18 protein-coding genes and 1 pseudogene are annotated in these 20,201 nt (G+C 72.9%); 10 read left to right on the forward strand and 9 right to left on the reverse strand.

Annotated features, from left to right (window positions below; translation table 11 throughout):
- The first annotated feature begins 144 nt into the window (after nt 1-144).
- A complete protein-coding gene (locus tag ACIGNX_RS32020; RefSeq protein ID WP_396544813.1) occupies nt 145-576 on the forward strand; it encodes a L,D-transpeptidase in 432 nt (143 codons plus the stop codon).
- On the opposite strand, the gene ACIGNX_RS32025 is transcribed toward ACIGNX_RS32020, so the two are convergent.
- A complete protein-coding gene (locus ACIGNX_RS32025) occupies nt 573-1,544 on the reverse strand; it encodes an NAD(P)/FAD-dependent oxidoreductase (RefSeq protein ID WP_396544814.1) in 972 nt (323 codons plus the stop codon). The genes ACIGNX_RS32020 and ACIGNX_RS32025 overlap by 4 nt on opposite strands.
- Nucleotides 1,545-1,608: 64 nt before the next feature.
- On the opposite strand from ACIGNX_RS32025, the gene ACIGNX_RS32030 reads away from it, so the two are divergent.
- On the forward strand, nt 1,609-3,000 hold the full coding sequence (locus ACIGNX_RS32030; RefSeq protein ID WP_396544816.1) for a class II fumarate hydratase: 1,392 nt from the start codon (nt 1,609-1,611) through the stop codon (nt 2,998-3,000).
- Between the two features lie 118 nt (nt 3,001-3,118).
- Here ACIGNX_RS32030 and ACIGNX_RS32035 read toward each other — a convergent pair whose 3' ends face one another.
- Entirely contained in the window at nt 3,119-4,033 is a 915-nt protein-coding gene (locus ACIGNX_RS32035; protein ID WP_396544818.1) for a DMT family transporter, read from the reverse strand.
- A gap of 47 nt (nt 4,034-4,080) precedes the next feature.
- Between ACIGNX_RS32035 and ACIGNX_RS32040 the strand changes: the two genes are divergently transcribed.
- The 3 genes from ACIGNX_RS32040 (at nt 4,081) to ACIGNX_RS32050 (ending at nt 8,890) form a co-directional block, all read left to right on the forward strand.
- The gene (locus ACIGNX_RS32040; protein WP_396544820.1) at nt 4,081-5,451 is read left to right on the forward strand and encodes a PLP-dependent aminotransferase family protein; all 1,371 of its coding nucleotides are present in this window, start codon (nt 4,081-4,083) and stop codon (nt 5,449-5,451) included.
- A 37-nt stretch (nt 5,452-5,488) separates the two neighbouring features.
- Entirely contained in the window at nt 5,489-7,015 is a 1,527-nt protein-coding gene (locus ACIGNX_RS32045; protein WP_396544822.1) for an ATP-dependent DNA ligase, read from the forward strand.
- A 435-nt stretch (nt 7,016-7,450) separates the two neighbouring features.
- Nucleotides 7,451-8,890: a GuaB1 family IMP dehydrogenase-related protein gene (locus tag ACIGNX_RS32050; protein ID WP_396544824.1), complete on the forward strand. Its 1,440-nt coding sequence runs from the start codon at nt 7,451-7,453 to the stop codon at nt 8,888-8,890.
- Between the two features lie 246 nt (nt 8,891-9,136).
- Here ACIGNX_RS32050 and ACIGNX_RS32055 read toward each other — a convergent pair whose 3' ends face one another.
- Nucleotides 9,137-10,426 carry a PhoH family protein gene (locus ACIGNX_RS32055; protein ID WP_396544826.1) on the reverse strand — a complete coding sequence of 430 codons (1,290 nt, stop codon included), beginning with the start codon at nt 10,424-10,426 and terminating at the stop codon, nt 9,137-9,139.
- 427 nt (nt 10,427-10,853) lie between these two features.
- Nucleotides 10,854-12,095, reverse strand: coding sequence for a DUF885 domain-containing protein (locus ACIGNX_RS32060; protein ID WP_396544828.1), 1,242 nt, complete (start codon nt 12,093-12,095; stop codon nt 10,854-10,856).
- A gap of 252 nt (nt 12,096-12,347) precedes the next feature.
- Here ACIGNX_RS32060 and ACIGNX_RS32065 point away from each other — a divergent pair, with 252 nt between their 5' ends.
- Both ACIGNX_RS32065 and ACIGNX_RS32070 read left to right on the forward strand, forming a co-directional pair.
- Entirely contained in the window at nt 12,348-12,674 is a 327-nt protein-coding gene (locus tag ACIGNX_RS32065) for a hypothetical protein (RefSeq protein WP_396544830.1), read from the forward strand.
- A gap of 325 nt (nt 12,675-12,999) precedes the next feature.
- Entirely contained in the window at nt 13,000-13,335 is a 336-nt protein-coding gene (locus ACIGNX_RS32070; protein WP_396544831.1) for a hypothetical protein, read from the forward strand.
- Between the two features lie 132 nt (nt 13,336-13,467).
- Here ACIGNX_RS32070 and ACIGNX_RS32075 read toward each other — a convergent pair whose 3' ends face one another.
- Nucleotides 13,468-14,214 (reverse strand): isoprenyl transferase, encoded by a 747-nt coding sequence (locus tag ACIGNX_RS32075; RefSeq protein ID WP_396544986.1) that lies wholly within the window; start codon nt 14,212-14,214, stop codon nt 13,468-13,470.
- 117 nt (nt 14,215-14,331) lie between these two features.
- Here ACIGNX_RS32075 and ACIGNX_RS32080 point away from each other — a divergent pair, with 117 nt between their 5' ends.
- A complete protein-coding gene (locus tag ACIGNX_RS32080) occupies nt 14,332-15,000 on the forward strand; it encodes a hemolysin III family protein (protein WP_396544833.1) in 669 nt (222 codons plus the stop codon).
- A gap of 64 nt (nt 15,001-15,064) precedes the next feature.
- Here ACIGNX_RS32080 and ACIGNX_RS32085 read toward each other — a convergent pair whose 3' ends face one another.
- Together ACIGNX_RS32085 and ACIGNX_RS32090 are read right to left on the reverse strand one after the other, a co-directional pair.
- Nucleotides 15,065-15,622, reverse strand: a complete 558-nt coding sequence (locus ACIGNX_RS32085) for a hypothetical protein (protein WP_396544835.1) — start codon at nt 15,620-15,622, stop codon at nt 15,065-15,067.
- A gap of 75 nt (nt 15,623-15,697) precedes the next feature.
- The gene (locus tag ACIGNX_RS32090; protein ID WP_396544837.1) at nt 15,698-17,665 is read right to left on the reverse strand and encodes a thioredoxin domain-containing protein; all 1,968 of its coding nucleotides are present in this window, start codon (nt 17,663-17,665) and stop codon (nt 15,698-15,700) included.
- 41 nt (nt 17,666-17,706) lie between these two features.
- Between ACIGNX_RS32090 and ACIGNX_RS32095 the strand changes: the two are divergent.
- Nucleotides 17,707-18,456, forward strand: a pseudogene (locus tag ACIGNX_RS32095) (metallophosphoesterase); the annotation flags it as partial.
- A 2-nt stretch (nt 18,457-18,458) separates the two neighbouring features.
- Here ACIGNX_RS32095 and ACIGNX_RS32100 read toward each other — a convergent pair.
- Nucleotides 18,459-18,731, reverse strand: coding sequence for a hypothetical protein (locus ACIGNX_RS32100; RefSeq protein ID WP_396544839.1), 273 nt, complete (start codon nt 18,729-18,731; stop codon nt 18,459-18,461).
- The gene (gene mca, locus ACIGNX_RS32105; RefSeq protein ID WP_396544841.1) at nt 18,728-19,609 is read right to left on the reverse strand and encodes a mycothiol conjugate amidase Mca; all 882 of its coding nucleotides are present in this window, start codon (nt 19,607-19,609) and stop codon (nt 18,728-18,730) included. The genes ACIGNX_RS32100 and mca overlap by 4 nt, the downstream gene beginning before the upstream one ends.
- Nucleotides 19,610-19,719: 110 nt before the next feature.
- Between mca and ACIGNX_RS32110 the strand changes: the two genes are divergently transcribed.
- Nucleotides 19,720-20,130: a DUF4307 domain-containing protein gene (locus ACIGNX_RS32110; RefSeq protein ID WP_396544843.1), complete on the forward strand. Its 411-nt coding sequence runs from the start codon at nt 19,720-19,722 to the stop codon at nt 20,128-20,130.
- The last annotated feature ends 71 nt before the right edge of the window (nt 20,131-20,201 follow it).

Below are 20,201 nucleotides of genomic sequence, written 5' to 3' on the forward strand. Positions count from 1 at the left end.
TTCCGCCACGCGTGCGACGGGCCGTCCCTCCTCCGGGTGGGGCGGCCCGTCCCCTTTCGCCGTCCACCGCGTTCGGGTCGTCGCGTAACTCCATGTGTTCGAACGACACCACCGGGGTAACCCCGGTTCGAGGAGTTGATAGCGATGAGGAAGACGCTCGGCACAACGGCGATAGCCGCGGCGGCCCTGACCTTCGGCCTCGCGACTCCCGCTTCGGCGGCGACCGGCACGCCGTGCTCCGTCCAGAACGGCGCGTGCGTGCAGCTGTCCACCAACCAGGCGTGGTTGGTCTACGACGGGAACGCCAGCTACGGCCCCGTCCCGGTGTCCCACGGGAGACCGGGCTACGAGACCCCGGTCGGCACGTACCCCGTGCTGCGCAAGGTGAAGGACGACTGGAGCGTGCCCTACAACGGGCCGATGCCGAACGCGGTGTACTTCACCACCGACGGCATCGCGTTCCACGAGGGTGACCCGAACGTGCAGTCGCACGGCTGCGTCCACCTGGGTCCCGCGGAGTCGTTGGTGTTCTACGACAACCTGTTCCCCGGCGAGCAGGTGCAGGTGGTCCCTTAACCCGCGTTGCTCGAGTGGCCCGGGAACAGGTGTGCCCCGGGGTCGAGCAGCACGGCGATGTTGTTGACCGCGGTGGCGGCCTCGCCGAACCCGGTGGCGATCAGCTTCACCTTGCCGGGGTACTGGGCGACGTCGCCCGCCGCGTAGACCCGGTCCCGGGCGGTGCGCATGGTGGTGTCCACCAGCACCGCCCGGTGGTCGAGTTCCAGGCCCCACGACTCGATCGGGCCGAGGTCGGCGGTGAAGCCGAGGGCCGCGACGACGGTCTGCGCGGGCAGCACCTTGCGGTCGCCGCCCTTGAGGCCCAGCTCCACCTCGGCGAGGGCGTCCTCGCCGCGCAGGGCCAGCACCTCGGCGTCGGTGACGATCTCCACGCCCAGCTCGCGGACCTGCCGCACGGTCGGCGGGTGCGCCCGGAACGTCGCGCGGCGGTGCACCAGGGTGACGCTGGCGGCGATCGGGTGCAGCGCCAGCGCCCAGTCGAACGCGGAGTCGCCGCCGCCCACGACCACCACGTCCTGGCCGGTGTGCGCGTTCAGCCTGGGCACGAAGTGCACCACGCCCCGGTCCAGCCAGCCGTCACCGGCGGGCAGCGGGCGGGGCCGGAACTCGCCGATGCCGGCGGTGATCAGCACCGCGCCGGCGCGCACGAGGCCGCCGTCGGCGAGCCCGACCTCCAGCCGTCCGTCCACTTCGGACAGCGTGCGGGCCTGGCGGCCCAGCAGGTAGGTGGGGTTCCACTGGTCGGCCTGCCGCACGAGCGCGCTCACCAGCTCGCGCCCGCGCACGGCCGGGAACCCGGCCACGTCGAAGATCATCTTCTCGGGGTACATCGCGGTGATCTGGCCGCCCGCCTCGGGCAGCGCGTCGACCAGCGCGACCGACAGGTCCCGGAACCCCGCGTAGTACGCCGCGAACAGCCCCGTGGGGCCGGCACCGACGATCAGCAGGTCGACCTCAAGCTCCATCCCCCGACCATAGGTGTTCAGCGCCACCGTGCCCAGTGAGCGCGGCCGGGCCAGACTCGGTGGCATGGCTGAACAGGAGTACCGCGTCGAGCACGACACCATGGGCGAGGTCAAGGTGCCGGCTGACGCGCTGTGGCGTGCGCAGACGCAGCGCGCGGTGGAGAACTTCCCGATCTCCGGGCGCGGCCTGGAGCGCGCCCAGATCCGCGCGCTCGGCCTGCTCAAGGCCGCCGCCGCCCGCGTGAACGAGCGGCTGGGGGTTCTGGAACCCGAAGTGGCCTCGGCCATCGCCCGGGCGGCCGATTCCGTGGCGGCGGGCGAGCACGACGCGCACTTCCCGGTGGACGTGTTCCAGACCGGTTCCGGCACGTCGTCGAACATGAACGCCAACGAGGTCATCGCCACCCTCGCCGGGCGCGAACTGGGCCGCGAGGTGCACCCGAACGACCACGTCAACGCCTCGCAGTCGTCCAACGACACGTTCCCGACGACGCTGCGGATCGCGGCCACGGAGGCGGTCGCGCACGAGGTCGTCCCGGCCCTGGAGCACCTGGCGTCGGTGCTGGACGCCCGGGCCGCCGACTGGACGTCCCTGGTGAAGTCCGGCCGCACGCACCTGATGGACGCCGTGCCGATCACCCTGGGCCAGGAGGCGGGCGCGTGGGCCACGCAGGTCCGGTACGGGGTCGAGCGGCTGACCTCGTCGCTGCCCCGGCTGGCCGAGCTGCCGATCGGCGGCACGGCCGTGGGCAGCGGCCTGAACGCGCCGGCGGGCTTCGGCGCGGCGGTGTCCGCGGAGCTGGCCGCCGTGACCGGGCTGCCGCTGACCGAGGCGCGCGACCACTTCGAGGCGCAGGCCACGCAGGACGGCGTGGTGGAGATCTCCGGCCAGCTGCGGGCCACCGCCGTGGGCCTCTACAAGATCGCGAACGACCTGCGGTGGCTGGGCTCGGGCCCGCGCACCGGGCTGGGCGAGCTGGCGCTGCCGGACCTCCAGCCGGGCTCGTCGATCATGCCGGGCAAGGTGAACCCGGTGATCCCCGAGGCCACGATGATGGTCGTGGCACAGGTCGTCGGCAACGACGCGGCGGTGGCGTTCGCCGGGTCGCAGGGCAACTTCCAGCTGAACGTGATGCTGCCGGTGATCGCCCGCAACGTGCTGGAGTCCGCCCGCCTGCTGGCCGCCGTGGCCCGGCTGCTGGCCGACAAGGTCCTCGTGGGCGTCGAGCCGCAGGTGGACCGGATGCGCGAGTACGCCGAGTCGTCGCCGTCCATCGTGACCCCCCTCAACCGCTACCTGGGCTACGAGGAGGCCGCTTCCATCGCCAAGCAGTCCCTGCGCGAGCGCAAGACCATCCGCGAGGTGGTCCTGGAACGCGGCCACGTCCCCTCGAAGCTCTCCGAGCAGGACCTGGACGCCGCCCTCGACGTCCTCCGCATGGCCAACCCCCACTGACCCGGGGTCGTACCTCCGAACCCCGAGAGTCGTACCTCCAGACCTCGTGAGTCGTACCTCCAGGCCCCGAGAGTCCTACGCCCAGGTCCCGAGAGTCCTACGTCCAGGACCCCCGAGTTCAACGCTCGGCGCCCGCCGGGCTCGGCTCGGGAGCGGTCACGGGCGGGCGGTCGACGTCGGCCGCCCGCCCCCGCAGCCCGACCACGCACCCGACCGCCACGGCGGCCGCACCGGCCACCGTCACCCCGGTCAACGCCTGCGCCCCCAACACCACCGACGCCACCAGCCCGGCCACCGGCATCAACCCGATCAGCACCCCCGCCCGGTCCGCGCCCAGCCGCGCCACCGCGAAGTACCACAGCCCGAACGCCACCGCCGTCAGCACGATCCCCAGCACCACCAGCGCCACGCCCTCGCGCGCCGTCGGCACCCGCCACCCGCCGACCGCGGTGCCCAGCGCCGCACCGGCCACCGCCGCGACCAGGCAGCACCACGTCGCCACCGCCACCCCGCCCAACCGCCGCACCACACCCACCGCGAACAGCGTGAACGACGCCTCACCCGCCATCGTCAGCAACGCCAGCAGCAGCCCCGGCCCGTGCCACGACCCACCCCCGGACAGCAGCACCACCCCGCCGACCACGGCCACCGCGCCCACCACCGCCGCACCGGCCGGCCGCCGCCCCGCCGCCAACGGCGCGACCAGCGCCAGCACCAGCGGGCTCGCCCCCAGCACCGCCGCCACGAACCCCGGCTCGGCGTACCGCTGCGCGTACAGCACGCACGCGTTGAACCCGAGCATCCCCGTCGCCACCAGCCCGACCAGCGGCAACCAGTCCCGCCGCCCCGGCACGGGCAGCCGGCCGCCCCGCGCCACGACCCACCCGAGCAACACCACCCCGCCCAGCGCGTACCGCATCGCCTGCCCCGTGAGCAGCGGGTAGTCCCGGAGCATGCCGGTCACCGGCACGGACGCGCCCACGATCACCGACGACAGCGCACCCGCCGCGACGGCCGTTCTCCCGTTTCCCATGACCGGGACTCTGCGCGACCGGTGGTCCACGCTTAAGCTCCACTTCGATGTCCACGAACTGGACCACTTTCCGGGAACTCCTCCTCCCCGACCTCGACGGGCGGCGCGCGGTGGAGTCCGGGCTGCGCCGCGCGGTCCGGGACGGGCGGCTCGCGCCGGGCACCCGCCTGCCCTCCAGCCGCGACCTGGCCGCCCAGCTCGGCGTCGCCCGCGGCACGGTCACCTCCGCGTACGCGCAGCTCGTCGGCGAGGGCTACCTCAGCGCGCGGCGCGGCTCGGGCACCACCGTGACGGCGGCCTGCACGTGGCCGGGCGCGGTCGCCGCCGAACCGGAGCCGCCGCCGAGGTTCCGCTACGACCTCAAGCCGGGGGTGCCCGCGCTGAGCGCGTTCCCGCGCGAGGAGTGGGCGCGGGCGCAGAGGACGGCGCTGGCGGACCTGTCCACCGACGACCTCGGCTACCCCGACCCGGCCGGTTTCGCCCCGTTGCGCCGGGAGCTGGCCGACTACCTGGGCCGGGTGCGCGCGGTGGCGGCGCGACCGTCCGAAGTGGTCGTGACGAACGGCGCGGCGGAGGGGATCTCGTTGCTGGGCCGGGTGTTGCACGCGGCCGGGCACCGCGACGTCGCCGTGGAGGAGCCGAGCCACTTCGGTGCCGCGGAGATGCTGGCGTCGCACGGGTTGCGGGTCCGACCGATCCCCGTGGACGACGACGGGATCCGCGTCGACGTCCTGTCCACAACGGACTGCCGCGCGGTGGTCGTCACGGCGGCGCACCAGATGCCCCTGGGTGTCGTGCTGCACCCGGAACGCCGGCGCGCGCTGCTGGAGTGGGCGCGCGCGTGCGACGGGGTGGTGGTGGAGGACGACTACGACGCCGAGCACCGCTACGACCGGCCCGCGCTCGGCGCGATGCAGGCGCTCGACCCGACGCGCGTGGTGTACCAGGGCAGTGCCAGCAAGGTGCTCGCGCCCGCGTTGCGGCTCGGGTGGCTGGTGCTGCCGACGGCGTGGCGCGACGCCGTGGTGCACCGCAAGCGGTTGGACGACCTGGGCACGGGGACGCTGCACCAGGCGGCGTTCGCGCGGCTGCTCCGCACCGGCGGGTACGACCGGCACCTGCGCCGCACGCGCCAGCTGTATCGGGCGCGGCGGGACGCGTTGCTGGACGAGCTGCGGGCCGTGCTGCCGGCGTGGGAGCCGATCGGGGTGGCGGCCGGGCTGCACGTGGTCGTCCGGCTGCCGGAGGGCACGGACGACGTGGCGCTGGAGGAGCGGCTGGCGCGGCGCGGGGTGAACGCGCCGGCGCTCGCCCGGTACGCGCGCACGCCGACGTTCCCCGGACTGGTGCTCGGGTACGCGGCGCTGACGCCCGACCGGCTGCGGGAGGCCGTGCGGGAGCTGCGCGACGCGTCCTGACCGGTTTTTGTCGGTGGTCGGGTGCACCATGGTCGACGTGTTGTTCACCGAAGTCGTCGAGACCTCCGCCGCGGTGGCGGCGACGCGCTCCCGCTTGGCCAAGGTCGCCGCCCTGGCCGGGCTGGTGCGCCGGATGAGCACGCCCGCGGTGGTGTCGTTCCTGGTCGGCGTGCCCAGCCAGGGGCGGGTCGGCGCGGGGTGGCGCACCGTGCTGGGGCTGGACGTGCCGCCCGCCGCGGAGCCGTCGCTCACGGTGTCCGATGTGGACGCGGCGCTGGGCGCGTTCGCGTCGATCGGCGGCAAGGGTTCGGCGGGGCGGCGGGTCGAGGCGCTGACGTCGCTGTTCGGCCGGGCCACGGCGGCGGAGCAGGACTTCCTGCGCCGGCTGCTGACGGGTGAGCTGCGGCAGGGTGCGCTCGAAGGGGTGATGCTGGACGCGATCGCGCGGGCGGCGGAGGTGCCCGGCGAGGTCGTGCGGCGGGCGTTCATGCTGTCGGGGTCGCTGCCGGGGACGGCGGAGGCGGCGCTGCGCGGCGAGGGGGCGCTGGCGGCGTTCCGGCTGGAGGTGGGGCGGCCGGTGCGGCCGATGCTGGCCTCGCCCGCAGAGTCGCTGGAGTCGGCGCTGGCCGAGCTGGGGCCGTGCGTGGTGGAGCACAAGCTGGACGGCGCGCGCATCCAGGTCCACCGGGAGGGCGACTCGGTGCGGATCTTCACGCGGACGTTGCGGGAGGTCACCGGCACCGTGCCGGAGCTGGTGGAGCTGGTGCGGGCGCTGCCCTGCACCTCGGTGGTGCTCGACGGGGAGACGCTGGCGCTGACCGACGAGGGCAAACCCCGGCCGTTCCAGGAGACGATGAGCCGGTTCGGGGCGCAGGACGTGCGGGAGCTGCTGCTCAGCCCGTTCTTCTTCGACTGCCTGCACCTGGACGGCGAGGATTTGCTGGACTCGCCGCTGTCGGCGCGGCTGGCCGCGCTGCGGCGGGTGGCCGGGCCGCACGTCGTCCCCGGTGCCGGGGCGCCGACGGGTGAGGGGGCGGCCCGGGTGCTGGCGGAGTCGCTGGCGGCCGGGCACGAGGGCGTGATGGTGAAGTCGCTGGAGTCGGTGTACGCGGCGGGCCGGCGCGGGCGGGCGTGGCAGAAGGTCAAGCCGGTGCACACGCTGGACCTGGTGGTGCTGGGGGTCGAGTGGGGCAGCGGTCGGCGGCGGGGGTTGTTGTCGAACCTGCACCTGGGCGCGCGTGACCCGGACGGCGGGCCGCCGATCATGGTCGGCAAGACGTTCAAGGGGCTGACGGACGAGCTGCTGGCGTGGCAGACGCGTGAGCTGATGGCGATCGCGACGGAGAAGACGGACTGGGTCGTCATGGTCCGGCCGGAGCTGGTGATCGAGATCGAGCTGGACGGCGTCCAGGTGAGCCCGCGGTACCCGGGCGGGGTGGCCCTGCGCTTCGCCCGCGTCCTGCGGTACCGGCCGGACAAGGACGCGGGTGAGGCGGACACGATCGACGCGGTCCGCGCCCTGCTCCCCCGAGGTCCGGGCCCTGCTCCCGACACGATCGGGTGATCATGGCCCGAACATGTACGGAAACACTGTTACCCATCCTCGGTTAAAACGAGGAGGCCCCCAACCAACCCGTCCGACCCGTCACCCACCCCCACACCGGACACGACCCATCCCTACCAGCAACTCACCCCGACCAGTGGGCCGCCCCGGCCGGCGGCCCGCCTTGACCGGCGACCCACCCGACCAGTGACCTGTCCCCGCTGATGGCCGGGCTTGACCGGCGACCCACCCCGGCCAGCGCCCCGCCCCGGCGAGCCGCGTGCCATCGGTCCGGGAGCCATCGGTCCGCGAATCACCGGTCCGGGCGCCACCTCCCGGCAGCGCCGCACGACTGCGGACTTGGAGGAAGCCACAACCGCAACCCCCGTACCGACGCCGCTTCTCGTGCGCGCAACCAGGGCGAACCGGCCCCGACGCGAGTATCGTCAAGTTCTCGTGCGGTTCATCGAAGGGCTCCGGCCCAGCTACGACCTGACCTACGACGACGTCTTCCTCGTGCCCGGCCGATCGGCCGTCGACTCGAGGTTCGGTGTCGACCTGTCGACCTCCGATGGAACGGGGGCGACGATCCCGATCGTGGTCGCGAACATGACCGCGGTGGCGGGACGACGGATGGCGGAGACCGTGGCGCGGCGTGGCGGGCTCGTGGTGCTGCCGCAGGACGTGGCGCCCGAGGCGGTCGCGGAGATCGTGCACTGGGTGAAGGCGCGGCACACCGTGTGGGACACGCCGCTGACGCTGCACCCCGGCGACTCGGTCGCCGACGCGCTCAACCTGCTGCACAAGCGGGCGCACGGGGCGGTCGTCGTGGTCGACGACGACGGGCGGCCGACGGGGGTGGTGGACGAGGCGGCGTGCGCCGGCGTCGACCGCTTCACCCGGCTGCACGACATCGCCGACGATCGCATCGTCACCCTTCCGATGGACACCGCGCCGCGGGACGTCTTCGACCGGCTCCACGGTGGCACGCAGCGGGTCGCGCTCGGGGTCGACGCCGACGGCCGGTTGCGCGGCGTGATGACCAGCCTCGGTGCCCTGCGCGCGGACGTCTACCAGCCCGCCCTCGACGGGGCGGGCAGGTTGCGGGTCGCCGCGGCCATCGGCGTGAACGGCGACGTCACCGCCAAGGCCGAGCAGCTCCTCCAGGCCGGCGTCGACACGCTCGTCGTCGACACCGCCCACGGCCACCAGGAGAAGATGCTCGCCGCCCTCAAGTCGGTCCGCGAGGCCCGCCCGGCGGTCCCGGTCGTGGCCGGCAACGTCGTCACCGCCGAGGGCGTCCGCGACCTGGTCGAAGCCGGCGCGGACATCGTCAAGGTCGGCGTCGGGCCGGGCGCGATGTGCACCACCCGGATGATGACCGGCGTCGGCCGCCCGCAGTTCTCCTCCGTCGCCGAGTGCGCCGCGGAGGCCCGCCGGCTCGGCAGGCACGTCTGGGCCGACGGCGGGGTCCGCCACCCGCGCGACGTCGCCCTCGCCCTGGCCGCCGGCGCGTCCAGCGTCATGATCGGCTCCTGGTTCGCCGGCACCTACGAGTCCCCCGGCGACCTGCAGCGCGACGAGCAGGGCCGGCTCTACAAGGAGTCGTTCGGCATGGCGTCCAAGCGCGCCGTGTCGGCCCGCACCCGCAGCGACAACGCGTTCGACCGCGCCCGGAAGGGCCTGTTCGAGGAGGGCATCTCCACCTCGCGCATGCGCCTGGACCCGGCCAGCCCCGGCGTCGAGGACCTGCTCGACTCCATCACGGCGGGCGTCCGCAGCTCCTGCACCTACGCGGGCGCGCAGACGCTGGAGGAGTTCCACGCCAGGGCCACGGTCGGCGTGCAGAGCGCCGCCGGGTTCGCCGAGGGTCGCCCGCTGCCGTCGGGCTGGTGATCGCCGGGCCACGTCGCCCACCAGGCCCGGCCTGGTGGGCGTTCGGCGGGCAGGGCAGCAGGATCAGGGCTGGTGGGGCATTCGACGGGTGCCGCGGGACCGGGCCGACGATCGGGCGGTGACGGTCCCGCTCCGCCGCCTCCCGGGCGTGGCACGGCGCGCTCGCGCGGGTCCCGCAGGCGGTAGACGCAGACCGGGAGGGGTCTGCCCGATCGCGATCGGGCAGACCCCTCCCTGGTCGGGCCGTCAGGACGCGTAGTCCTCCAGCATCTCGGTCACCAGCGCCGCGATCGGCGAGCGCTCCGACCGCGTCAACGTGACGTGCGCGAACAGCGGGTGGCCCTTCAGCTTCTCGATGACCGCCGCCACCCCGTCGTGCCGCCCGACGCGCAGGTTGTCACGCTGCGCGACGTCGTGCGTGAGCACCACCCGCGAGTTGGCGCCGAGCCGCGACAGCACCGTCAGCAGCACGTTGCGCTCCAGCGACTGCGCCTCGTCCACGATCACGAACGAGTCGTGCAGCGACCGGCCGCGGATGTGGGTCAGGGGCATGACCTCGAGCATCCCGCGGTCCATGACCTCCTCGACCACGTCCTGGCTGACCAGGGCGCCGAGGGTGTCGAACACCGCCTGCGCCCAGGGCTGCATCTTCTCGCTCTCGGACCCGGGCAGGTACCCGAGGTCCTGCCCGCCCACCGCGTACAGCGGGCGGAACACCACGACCTTGCGGTGCTGGCGGCGCTCCATGACCGCCTCCAGGCCCGCGCACAGCGCGAGCGCCGACTTCCCGGTCCCGGCTCGTCCGCCCAGCGAGACGATGCCGACCTCGGTGTCCAGCAGCAGGTCCAGGGCCACCCGCTGCTCGGCCGAGCGCCCGTGCAGCCCGAACGCCTCCCGGTCGCCGCGCACCAGCCGCAGCTGCTTGTCCGGCGTCACCCGGCCGAGCGCGCTCGACGTGCCCGCCAGCAGCCGCAACCCGCTGTGGCAGGGCAGCTCGCCGACGTGCGCGAGGTCGAACAGCGCCGGGTCGATCACGGTGTCGCGGTACAGCGCGTCCACGACGGACTGGTCGACGTCCAGGTCGGACATGCCCGAGTAGCCCGACAACGTGACGTCGTGGGCCCGGTACTCCTCGGCGGCCAGGCCGACCGCACCGGCCTTGACCCGCAGCGGCATGTCCTTGGTGACCAGCGTGACGGCGTTGCCCTCGGCCGCGAGGTTGAGCGCGCAGGCCAGTATCCGGGCGTCGTTGGAGTCCGTGCGGAAACCCGCGGGCAGCACCTCCGGGTCGGAGTGGTTGAGCTCGACGCGCAGCGTGCCGCCGTCCTCGCCGATCGGCACCGGGTGGTCCAACCGGCCGTGGCGCAGCCGCAGGTCGTCGAGCAGGCGCAGCGCCTCCCTGGCGAACCAGCCCAGTTCCGGGTGGTGCCGCTTGCCCTCCAGCTCGCTGATCACCACGAGCGGCAGCACGACCTCGTGCTCGGCGAACCGCGTGGTGGCCAGGGGGTCGGAGAGCAGCACGGACGTGTCCACCACGTACGTGTTGGTCGTGGGCGCGCCTCGGCGCCGGGAAGTGCTGCGCGATGAGCCTGAGGAACGGCTCGCGGGTCGTCGTGCGTTCACGGCAACTCCCTCACGAACGCGGCACCCGCGTCCGCTCCTCGCTGGGCCAGGCACCACCCCGATCGACCGGCACGCCGTCTAGCTCAGGCGCACCGACCACGAGGGCCGGGTGCCGGCCCCCTCGCGCACACCGCCACGATCAGGGCCTCCCTGCGCGGTCCGCAGTGGACGCGTCCCGCCAACCGGAAGTTACCTCTGCGGGTCCCCCTTATGCAGGCAGCCACACAGGTGATTCGTCAATTCGTCACCTGTCGGCAAAACCGGCGAAAGACGTCGGCACCGGGTGCGCTCGGGGGACGGCGGGCCGTCACAAAGGCGAAACACGTGTCGTCCACGCAGCTCAGCGGCGTGCGGCGGGAGGTCGGCCGGGGTCGCGGGGCAGCCGCGGGACGCCCGCCGCGACTTCTTCGGCCAATGCCGCCGGCACGAGTGGTTCGTCAAGGAGTCTCAGATAGCGGTCACTCACCGTGTCGGTGGGAGCACGCAAGTCCAGCCAGGCGCGCACCAACCGCACTCCCTCCACGTAGGTGGTCGTGTAGGCCCGCCACAGAGGGTCACTCAGGAATCGCAGCATGTGGCGGGCACGGCGTTCGGGGACCAGCAGCCACCGGCACAGGAAGTCGACCACGTCGTCCGGGTGGGCGCGCCGGTCGTGCAACATCAACGCCGCGTCCTGGCGCACGGTGAGCAGCCCGGCCAGCGCGCCCTCGACCCGCTCGGCCAGCTCGCCGTCCACCCGCAGGCCCAGGTCGGCCACGACCTCCTCGGTCCAGCGGCCCCAGCCCGGGCCGACGGCGGCGTGCAGGCCCAGCTCGGCCATGCCCTCGGCCATCAGGCACTGCGGCGTGTTGATCAGGAACAGCGCCTGCTCGGCGTGCCCGCGCCGGCCGACCAGGCCCACCTCCTTGCGGCAGTGCTCGGTGTGGTGGCCGGGGTAGGACTCGTGGGCGACCAGGTGCGGCAGGGTCGACATCCGGTGGCCCAGGTCGGCGTTGACGGCCACGCGCGACCGGAAGCCGCCCAGGTAGTGGTTGAACCCGCTCCACGGCTTGTCGGTGACGATCTCGTACCGCACGAGCTCCTCGGGGGGCAGCTCGAACCGCTGCCGCACGCGGTCGCGCAGCGCGCTGGACAGGGCGTGCACGGTGCCTTCCAGCCGCCGGCGGGGCACTTCGTCGCGGGCGCGGTGGTCGGCGAGGCGTTCGGCCAGCGTGCCGGGGCCGGGCAGCAGCTCGGCCAGGTCCGCGTGCGCGCGGCGGTAGGTGTCGGGGTGGCCGGGGTGGACGCGGACCTGGAAGTACGCCTCCACCTCGTCCACGAAGGCGACGCGCACGCCCGCGAGCCTGCGCGCGGTGGTCTCGACGGCCACCAGGTGCGCGTCGAGGAAGCGCTTGCGCTCCGGCGCGAGGTCCGCGCCGGGCAGCTCGCGGCGCAGCAGGCGGGCCCGCTCGGCCAGCGCGACCGGGTGGGGCCTCGGCTCGACGTCCACGGCGCGGCGCAGCGCCCGGTCCCCGGTGAAGGAATCGACCAGACCGGGTGACAGCCGATCGAGTCTCAACCCGAGCAGCAGGTACTCACGCACGATCCGGTCACCGTCCACGACCTGGAGACCCTACGAGAAGTCCGCGCGGTTTACCACAACCGGGCGGGGCGGACTAATTGTCTCGACCGAAGACACCGTAACGAGGGACAACCTCCTTGGGCTGATCACACAATAGTGTCATGGAGATCCACACGGGACCGGTGGGCCGGTAGTTTGCCCGTCAGACCAACCCACATCCGGGCTTCCGAGCAGCGCTGGATCGACGGGGAAACCCACGGACAGGAGTGTGAAGTGCTGAAGAAGGCGAGCACTGTCGCCGCGGTCGTAGCCGGGCTGATGATGGTCGGCGCCCCGGCATTCGCCGTGGCCGGCGAACCCCACGAGCACGAGGGCCGGCCGGGACCCGGGCACTCGACCGCGGTCGGCACGTGGTACGTGGTCGAGGACGACGGCGACGGTGGCACGAACGACCAGTTCGGTCTCCTGAACTTCGCCGACGACTCGGACGTGGCCAGCAACATCAACCTCTGCGAGGTCGAGGTCAACGCCGTGCTCGGCATCCCCGTCCTGTCCAACAACGACGAGAGCCTCTGCCTCAACGCCGACGACGACGGCTGAGCGGGCGGCCCCACGTCACCCGGTCGGGCGCGCCAGTGGCGGGCCCGACCCGGAATAGCGGTGCTCACCACCGTGAAAGGCACTGTCACGCATTACCGATTGGGACGGCGTGACGACCGGTGCGATGTCGAACAAACCCGAGAACCAAACTCAAGAACATCGCATTCACACGATGGTGTTGGTCGGATGCAATCGACAGCACAAGCCGGTAAATTACGGCAGCGAGGGCAAACCGCCTGAGCCGCCAGACTCCCCGAATGCTCGGAATGTTAGAGCGAGGTTCTGGGCGTCACATCAATTCCCCACTAGAGGAGTGTGTTTCCACATGTTCAAGAAGGCAGGCGCCGTCGCCATCGCCGCGGCCGGTCTCATGCTGCTGGGCTCTCCCGCGTTCGCGACGCCGCACCACGACGGCGGGTACGGCGACGACTACACCGCGATCGGTGAGCTGCACTACTTCGAGGACGCGCAGGACGGTGCGGAGAACGACCAGTTCGGTCTGATCAACTTCGCCGACGACTCCGACCTGCTGAGCAACCTCAACGTCTGCGAGGTCGAGCTCAACGTCCTGGCGATCCCGATCCTCTCGAACAACGACGAGAGCCTCTGCATCAACACGGACAACGACGGCAACTCGGGCCACGGCCTGCACGGCGAGTGATCTTCGCCTGACAGGCGTCGAGAACCGCTGAAGTAGCCAAGGGGCGGTGCACCCGGTCGGGGTGCACCGCCCCTTCGGCGTTCTCGCGCGCGAGCCCTGCGCGGGGCTGCCGCCCGGCGTTCGCCGCGCGGGTCAGGAGCCGAAGCGGCGGTGCCGGACCGCGTAGTCGCGCAGGGCGCGCAGGAAGTCGGTGCGGCGGAACTCGGGCCAGTACGCCTCGGTGAACCAGAACTCCGAGTGCGCGGACTGCCACAGCATGAACCCGGACAGCCGCTGCTCGCCGGACGTGCGGATCAGCAGGTCCGGGTCGGGCTGGCCGGAGGTGTAGAGGTGCTCGGCGATGTGGTCGACGTCGAGGACCTCGGCCAGCTCCTCGATCGTGCCGCCGGACTCGGCGTGCTTCTGGAGCAGCTTGCGGACCGCGTCGGCGATCTCCTGCCGGCCGCCGTAGCCGACGGCGACGTTGACCTCCAGGCCGGAGCGGCCCTTCGTGCGCAGCGCGGCGGCGGAGAGCCGGGCGGCGGTCTCGGTCGGCAGCAGGTCCAGCGCGCCGACGTGCCGGACGCGCCACGGGTTACCGGGTTCGGCGAGTTCGTCCACGATGTCGGCGATGATGTCGAGCAGCGGCCCCAGCTCCTCGGCCGGGCGGTTGAGGTTGTCCGTGGACAGCATCCACAGCGTCACCACCTCGACCTCGGCCTCGCGGCACCAGCTCAGCAGCTCCAGGATCTTCCGCGCGCCGGCGCGGTGGCCGTGGGCGACGTCGGTGAAGCCGGCTTCCTTGGCCCACCGGCGGTTCCCGTCGAGGACCACGCCGACGTGGCGTGGTCGTTGCTTGCCGTCCAGCCAGCGGTTCAGCCGGTACTCGTAGACCGGCAGGAGGAGCTTGTCCTTGATGCGCTCGCGAAGACCCACGCTGGAAGAGCGTACGCCGGGTGGTCGCGGTCACGCCGCCGTGTGCTGACCCCGCTACCTACGCTCCCGTAACCTCGGGGCGTGACGACGTCGACTCGTGCCCCGCAGCCCGCGCTGCGGCCTCGCCTGCGGGGGTGGCTGCACCTCTGGTCGTTCGTGGTGTCCGTGGTGACGGGGGCGACGCTGATCGCCGCCGCGGCCACGGTGTCGGCGAAGGCGGCGCTGGCGACGTCCGTGTACGGCGTGACGGTGGTCGGCCTGTTCGGCGTGAGCGCGCTGTACCACCGGGTGAACTGGGTGAGCGCGCGGGCTCGGACGTGGATGAAGCGCCTCGACCACTCGATGATCTTCGTGTTCATCGCCGGCACCTACACGCCGTTCGCGCTGCTGGCCATGCCGCGGGACACGGGCAACGTCGTCCTGCTGGTGGTGTGGCTGGGCGCGCTGGGGGGCGTGGCGCTGAAGCTGGCCTGGCCGCACGCGCCTCGGTGGCTGGGCGTGCCGATCTACATCGCCCTGGGCTGGGTGGCGGTGTTCGTCCTGCCCGACCTGCTGCACCACGTCGGCGTGGGCGCGCTGGTCCTGCTCCTGGCGGGCGGCCTCCTCTACACCGCGGGCGCCGTCTTCTACGCCTTGCGCCGGCCCAACCCCTGGCCGGAGGTCTTCGGCTACCACGAGTTCTTCCACGCGGCGACGGTGCTGGCGGCGTTGTGCCACTACATCGCCATCTGGTTCGCCGTGTACTCCTGAGCCGGCGCGTGAAGCGTCGTGAGGGTGCGCCCGTTCCCCGCCGCGGTCGGGGGACGGGTCGTCGTCACGTCAGGTCGGGGCCTTGGGTGCGCAGGTCGTCCACCCTCGTCATCGCCTCGCGCAGGTCGGTCAGCCACGCGTCCGCGTGCTCGCCCACCAGCCGCACGGCCCAGGCCAGGGCCTCCGACCGCGACCTCGCCACCCCGGCCGCGACGAGCGTGTCCAGCACCCGGCGCTCGGGCTGCCGCAGCCTCGTCATCACGGGCACCGAGAGCGTGGTGAACAGCTCCTCCGTCCCACCCAGCCGGGCGCCCCAGGCGACCTTGCGCCGGTAGCGGTGCTCGGCTTGGCGGGCCACCTCGATCCTCTCGTCCCTCGTCTGCTCGCGGAACCGGCTGATGCGGCCCGCCTCGGCCGCCGCGCGCTCCGCGTCGTCGGCGAACTCGCCCTCCACGGGCGGCAGCGTGCCGACGACCAGGATCTCCTCCCGGTCGACCGTGACGGTCGGCGGTTCGGTGAACCAGCCGTCGGGCAGCCGGCCGCTGAACCAGGCCGCCGCGTCGTCCGCCGGCGGCTGGTCGGCCTGCTGCCAACCACCCCGGCTTCCCCATCCACGTCGCATCTCGCACCACCTTGATTACATGATTACGACGATGCCGACGTTACGCCCGCGCCACCCGACCGGCGGGCGAATTCGCTACCGGTGGACAGCCAGGGCGGCGGTCAGGTCGGCGACCGTGGTCACGGGCCGGTCGCACACGTACCCGCGGCACACGTAAGCCGCCGCACGCCCGTCCACGAGCGGTCGGTCGGCCAGCAGCGGGGCGGAGTCCGGTGCGCCCGCCACGACCACCCCGCCGCCGTGCACGCCCGTCCACGCCGCGCCGACCAGCTCCGGGTCGTCACCCACGACGGCGACCTGCACGGGTCCGAGCGCCATCGCCTCGGCCACGCTCAGCCAGTGCCCGGCGAACCGCGGCTCCCGGGCCGCCAGCAGGCCGGCCCTCGCCAGAGCCGCCTCCGCGGCCTCGCGGTAGGTCGACGGCCCACCCAGCACCGACGCCGTGACCAGCGCCGACGCCAGGGAGGACGCCCCGGACGGGCTCGCGTTGTCCGACGGGTCCGACGGCCGCTGCACGAGCGCCTCGGCGTCGTCGGCCGTGTCGTAGTAGACGCCCGGCTCCCCGCCGGCGAACCGGGCCAGCGCGGTGTCGAGCAGGCCGCGGGCGGCGGTGAACCACGCGACGTCGCCGGTCGCCTGGTGCAGCGCGAGCAGCCCGTCGGCGAAGCAGCCGTAGTCCTCCAGCACGCCCGCGGCCGTGCCGGCCACCCCGTGCCGCGAGGTCCGCAGGAGCCTGCCGTCGACCAGGTGCAGGTCCAGGACCAGCGACGCCGCCCGCGCGGCGGCCTCCACCCACCGCGGCTCGCCGAACACCGCCCCCGCCTCGGCCAGCGCCGTGATCGCCAGCCCGTTCCACGCCGTCACGACCTTGTCGTCACGTCCCGGCTGCGGCCTGCGGTCACGGGCCTGGAGCAGCGCGGCGGCGATCTCCGGGTCGGGGTCGCCGAGCATCCGCAACGTCGACGTGCCGTGCTCGAACGTGCCCTCGTCCGTCACGCCGTACAGCGCCGCGGCGCGCGCTCCGCCCGCCAACCCCAGCACCTCGACCAGCTGCGCGGGCGTCCACACGTAGGTCGCGCCCTCGACGCCCTCGGTGTCGGCGTCCAGCGACGCCGCGAACCCCCCTTCGGCCGTGCCGAGGTCGCGGAGCAGGAACTCGGCCGTGTCCCGCACCACCCGCCGGTACCGGGGGTTGTCGTCGCGGCGGCTCAGGTGCGTGTACGCGCGCAGCAGCAACGCGTTGTCGTACAACATCTTCTCGAAGTGCGGCACGACCCACGCAGCGTCCACGCTGTACCGCGCGAACCCGCCCGCCAACTGGTCGTAGAGGCCGCCGTTCGCCATCGCGTCGCACGTCGCCCGCGCCATCGACAGCGCCTCCACCGAGCCGGTCCGCTCGTGGTGGCGCAGCAGGAACTCCAGCACCATCGACGGCGGGAACTTCGGCGCGCCGCCGAACCCCGCGTTGGCCCGGTCGAAGTGCCCGAGCAGCGACACCACCGCGCCGGACAGCACGTCGTCGTCCACAGTGGACCGGGGCAGCGGCTGGAACGCCAACTGCGCCACGATCCCCGCCGCCGACTCGCGCACCTCGGCGCCCTGCTCGTGCCACGCGTGCGTGATGGCCTCCAGCACCTGCCGGAACGACGGCATGCCGCGGTGGGGCGTCGGCGGGTAGTACGTGCCCGCGTAGAACGGCTCGCCGCCGGGGGTGAGGAAGCACGTCATGGGCCAGCCGCCGTGCCCGCTGAGCGCCTGCGTGACGGCCATGTAGACCGCGTCCACGTCCGGCCGCTCCTCGCGGTCGACCTTGACGTTGACGAAGTGCTCGTTCATGTACCGCGCGGTGGCCTCGTCCTCGAACGACTCGTGCGCCATGACGTGGCACCAGTGGCACGCGGCGTACCCGACCGACAGCAGCACCGGCACGTCCCGCGAGCGCGCCTCCTCGAACGCCTCGGGCGTCCACGGCCACCAGTCCACCGGGTTCTCGGCGTGCTGGAGCAGGTAGGGGCTGGTCGAGGACGCGAGCCGGTTCGTCATGGCTCCACAGTAATTCGCGGACAACCGGCCGACGCGTCGATCAAACTGGGGGCATGGAGCCTCCCGGCAAACCCCTGCCCCACGACCTGCGGCACGAGACCGGCCCGTTCGACGTGGTGGGCGACGTGCACGGGTGCCGCGTCGAGCTGGAGGACCTGCTGCGCGAGCTCGGCCACTCCCCCGGCGGCGGGCACCCGGACGGCCGCAAGGTCGCCTTCCTGGGCGATCTGGTGGACCGCGGGCCGGACACCCCGGGCGTGCTGCGGCTCGTGATGGCGATGGTGGCGGCGGGCGACGCGATCTGCGTGCGCGGCAACCACGAGGAGAAGCTGGTGCGCGCGTTGCGGGGGCGGGACGTGCGGGTCAACCACGGCCTGGAGCACTCGCTGGAGCAGCTCGGGCGCGAGTCGGCCGGATTCCGCGCCGAGGTGCTGGAGTTCTGCGACTCGCTCGTGCCGCACTACGTCCTGGACGGCGGCCGGCTCGTCATCGCCCACGCCGGGCTGCCCGAGCGCCACCACGGCCGCGAGACGGCGCAGTCGCGCGCGCTGGCGCTGTGGGGCGTCAACACGGGCGAGGTGGACGAGCGGGGCTTCCCCGTCCGCCACCCGTGGGCGCGCGACTACCGGGGCGCGGCGGTGGTCCTGTATGGACACACGCCCGTCGAGGAGCCGGAGTGGGTCAACAACACGCTGTGCCTGGACACGGGGTGCGTGTTCGGCGGCGCGCTGACGGCGCTGCGGTACCCGGAACGGGAGCTGGTCTCCGTCCCGGCCCGGCGCGCCTGGTACGGCTAGTCGTCCTTGCGGGCGGAACCGTTGCCGGCCTTCGCGTCGGGTTTCGGCTCGGGCTCGTCGAAGGAGGCGGGCAGCTTGCGCAGGTGCTTGTTCATCGACTTGACCAGGAAGAACACCGCGATGAAGAACAGCACCAGGATCAGCAGGCCCAGCGGGGAGGACTTGCCGAAGTCCTCCTGCTGGCCGCCCGGGTCCTTGTCCGTGGACGGTGGCTGAGCCAGGACGGTCGCCGTGGTCTGCTCCCACGGGACCGGGTCGAACGAGGTCACGCCGTCACCCTCTCCCGGACGCCCGCGAACAGGTCGTCCTCGGGCACGGTGCTGTCGACCAGCGACCGCGCCAACTCGTACTCCTCCGTCGGCCACACCCTGCGCTGCATCTCGCGCGGCACGGCGAACCAGCGGCTCTCCGGGTCGATCTGGGTGGCGTGGGCCTTGAGGGCCTCGTCGCGCACCGGGAAGTAGTCGGCGCACTCGACGCGGGTGGTGACCCGCTCGATGACGTCCGGCTTGTCGGCGTCCCACCCGGCCAGCCACTCGACGTACGGCGACTCCAGGCCCTCGGCGAGCATCGCCTCGTGGAACGCCAGCAGCTTGGCGCGGGAGAAGCCGTGCGAGTAGTACAGCTTCAACGGCTGCCACGGCTCGCCCAGCTCGGGGTAGCGCTCCGGGTCGCCCGCCGCGTCGAACGCGGCCACCGACACCTCGTGGCAGCGGATGTGGTCGGGGTGCGGGTAGCCGCCGTTCTCGTCGTAGGTCACCACGACGTGCGGGCGGAACTCGCGCATGAGCCGGACCAGCGGCGGCGTCGACTCCTCCAGCGGGGTGAGCGCGAAGCAGCCCTCCGGCAGCGGCGGCAGCGGGTCGCCCTCGGGCAGGCCCGAGTCCACGAAACCGAGCCAGCGGTGCTGCACGCCGAGGATCTCCACCGCGCGGGCCATCTCGGCGCGCCGGATCTCCGCGATGTTCTCCAGCACGTCCGGCCGGTCCATGGCGGGGTTGAGGATGCTGCCCGCCTCACCGCCCGTGCAGGTCACGACCATGACCTCGTGGCCCTCGGCCACGTAGCGGGCCATCGTGGCGGCGCCCTTGCTCGACTCGTCGTCGGGGTGCGCGTGCACCGCCATCAGGCGCAGCTTCTCAACCATGACGGTGGTGCTCCTCCTCGCCCCTGCCGAACCCGACCGGTCCGGTCCCTGCGACACTCAACGCGGTGGTCGAGGGACATTGTTCCCCACGGGTGGGAAGGCGTTGGACAGTGGCACTGCCGGAGGGTCGGTACGGCACACCCCGCGGGCCGCTGCCCCGGTGGGCGCGCTGGTCACTGCCCGTGATCGCGGTGCTGGTCGGCGGGGTCGTCGCCTGGGTCGGCTACCGGAACCTCGGCACCGCGCCCGTGGAGGCCGGGCAGACGGCGTTCCGGGCGGTGGGCGACAACGCGGTCGAAATCACGTTCGAGGTGGTCAGGAAGACCCCGGAGCGTCCCGTGGTGTGCATCGTGCGGGCCCGGGCCGACGACGGCGACGAGGCCGGGCGGCGCGAGGTCCTGGTCGGGCCCGCCGGCGGCACCGTCCGGGCGACGACCGTGCTGCGGACGTCCAAACCACCGGTCACCGGAGAGGTCTTCGGCTGCTCCTACCAGGTTCCGGCGTACCTGTCCACGAGGTAGCGGCCAAGCGGGTGATCTGCGAGTTTAGCGGCGAATCCGGGAACAAAACGCCGTCGTCGAACGTTGAGCGC

This window comes from Actinosynnema sp. NPDC053489, from assembly GCF_044544865.1.
In the GTDB taxonomy this organism is placed as follows: Bacteria; Actinomycetota; Actinomycetes; order Mycobacteriales; family Pseudonocardiaceae; genus Actinosynnema.

Bases quoted from the DNA above. Each gene is read 5' to 3' on its own strand.
- ACIGNX_RS32085 (WP_396544835.1), bottom strand. From the start codon at position 15,622: ATGCGACGTGGATGGGGAAGCCGGGGTGGTTGGCAGCAGGCCGACCAG.
- ACIGNX_RS32090 (WP_396544837.1), bottom strand. From the start codon at position 17,665: ATGACGAACCGGCTCGCGTCCTCGACCAGCCCCTACCTGCTCCAGCAC.
- ACIGNX_RS32020 (WP_396544813.1), top strand. From the start codon at position 145: ATGAGGAAGACGCTCGGCACAACGGCGATAGCCGCGGCGGCCCTGACC.
- mca (WP_396544841.1), bottom strand. From the start codon at position 19,609: ATGGTTGAGAAGCTGCGCCTGATGGCGGTGCACGCGCACCCCGACGAC.
- ACIGNX_RS32035 (WP_396544818.1), bottom strand. From the start codon at position 4,033: ATGGGAAACGGGAGAACGGCCGTCGCGGCGGGTGCGCTGTCGTCGGTG.
- ACIGNX_RS32070 (WP_396544831.1), top strand. From the start codon at position 13,000: ATGTTCAAGAAGGCAGGCGCCGTCGCCATCGCCGCGGCCGGTCTCATG.
- ACIGNX_RS32025 (WP_396544814.1), bottom strand. From the start codon at position 1,544: ATGGAGCTTGAGGTCGACCTGCTGATCGTCGGTGCCGGCCCCACGGGG.
- ACIGNX_RS32040 (WP_396544820.1), top strand. From the start codon at position 4,081: ATGTCCACGAACTGGACCACTTTCCGGGAACTCCTCCTCCCCGACCTC.
- ACIGNX_RS32030 (WP_396544816.1), top strand. From the start codon at position 1,609: ATGGCTGAACAGGAGTACCGCGTCGAGCACGACACCATGGGCGAGGTC.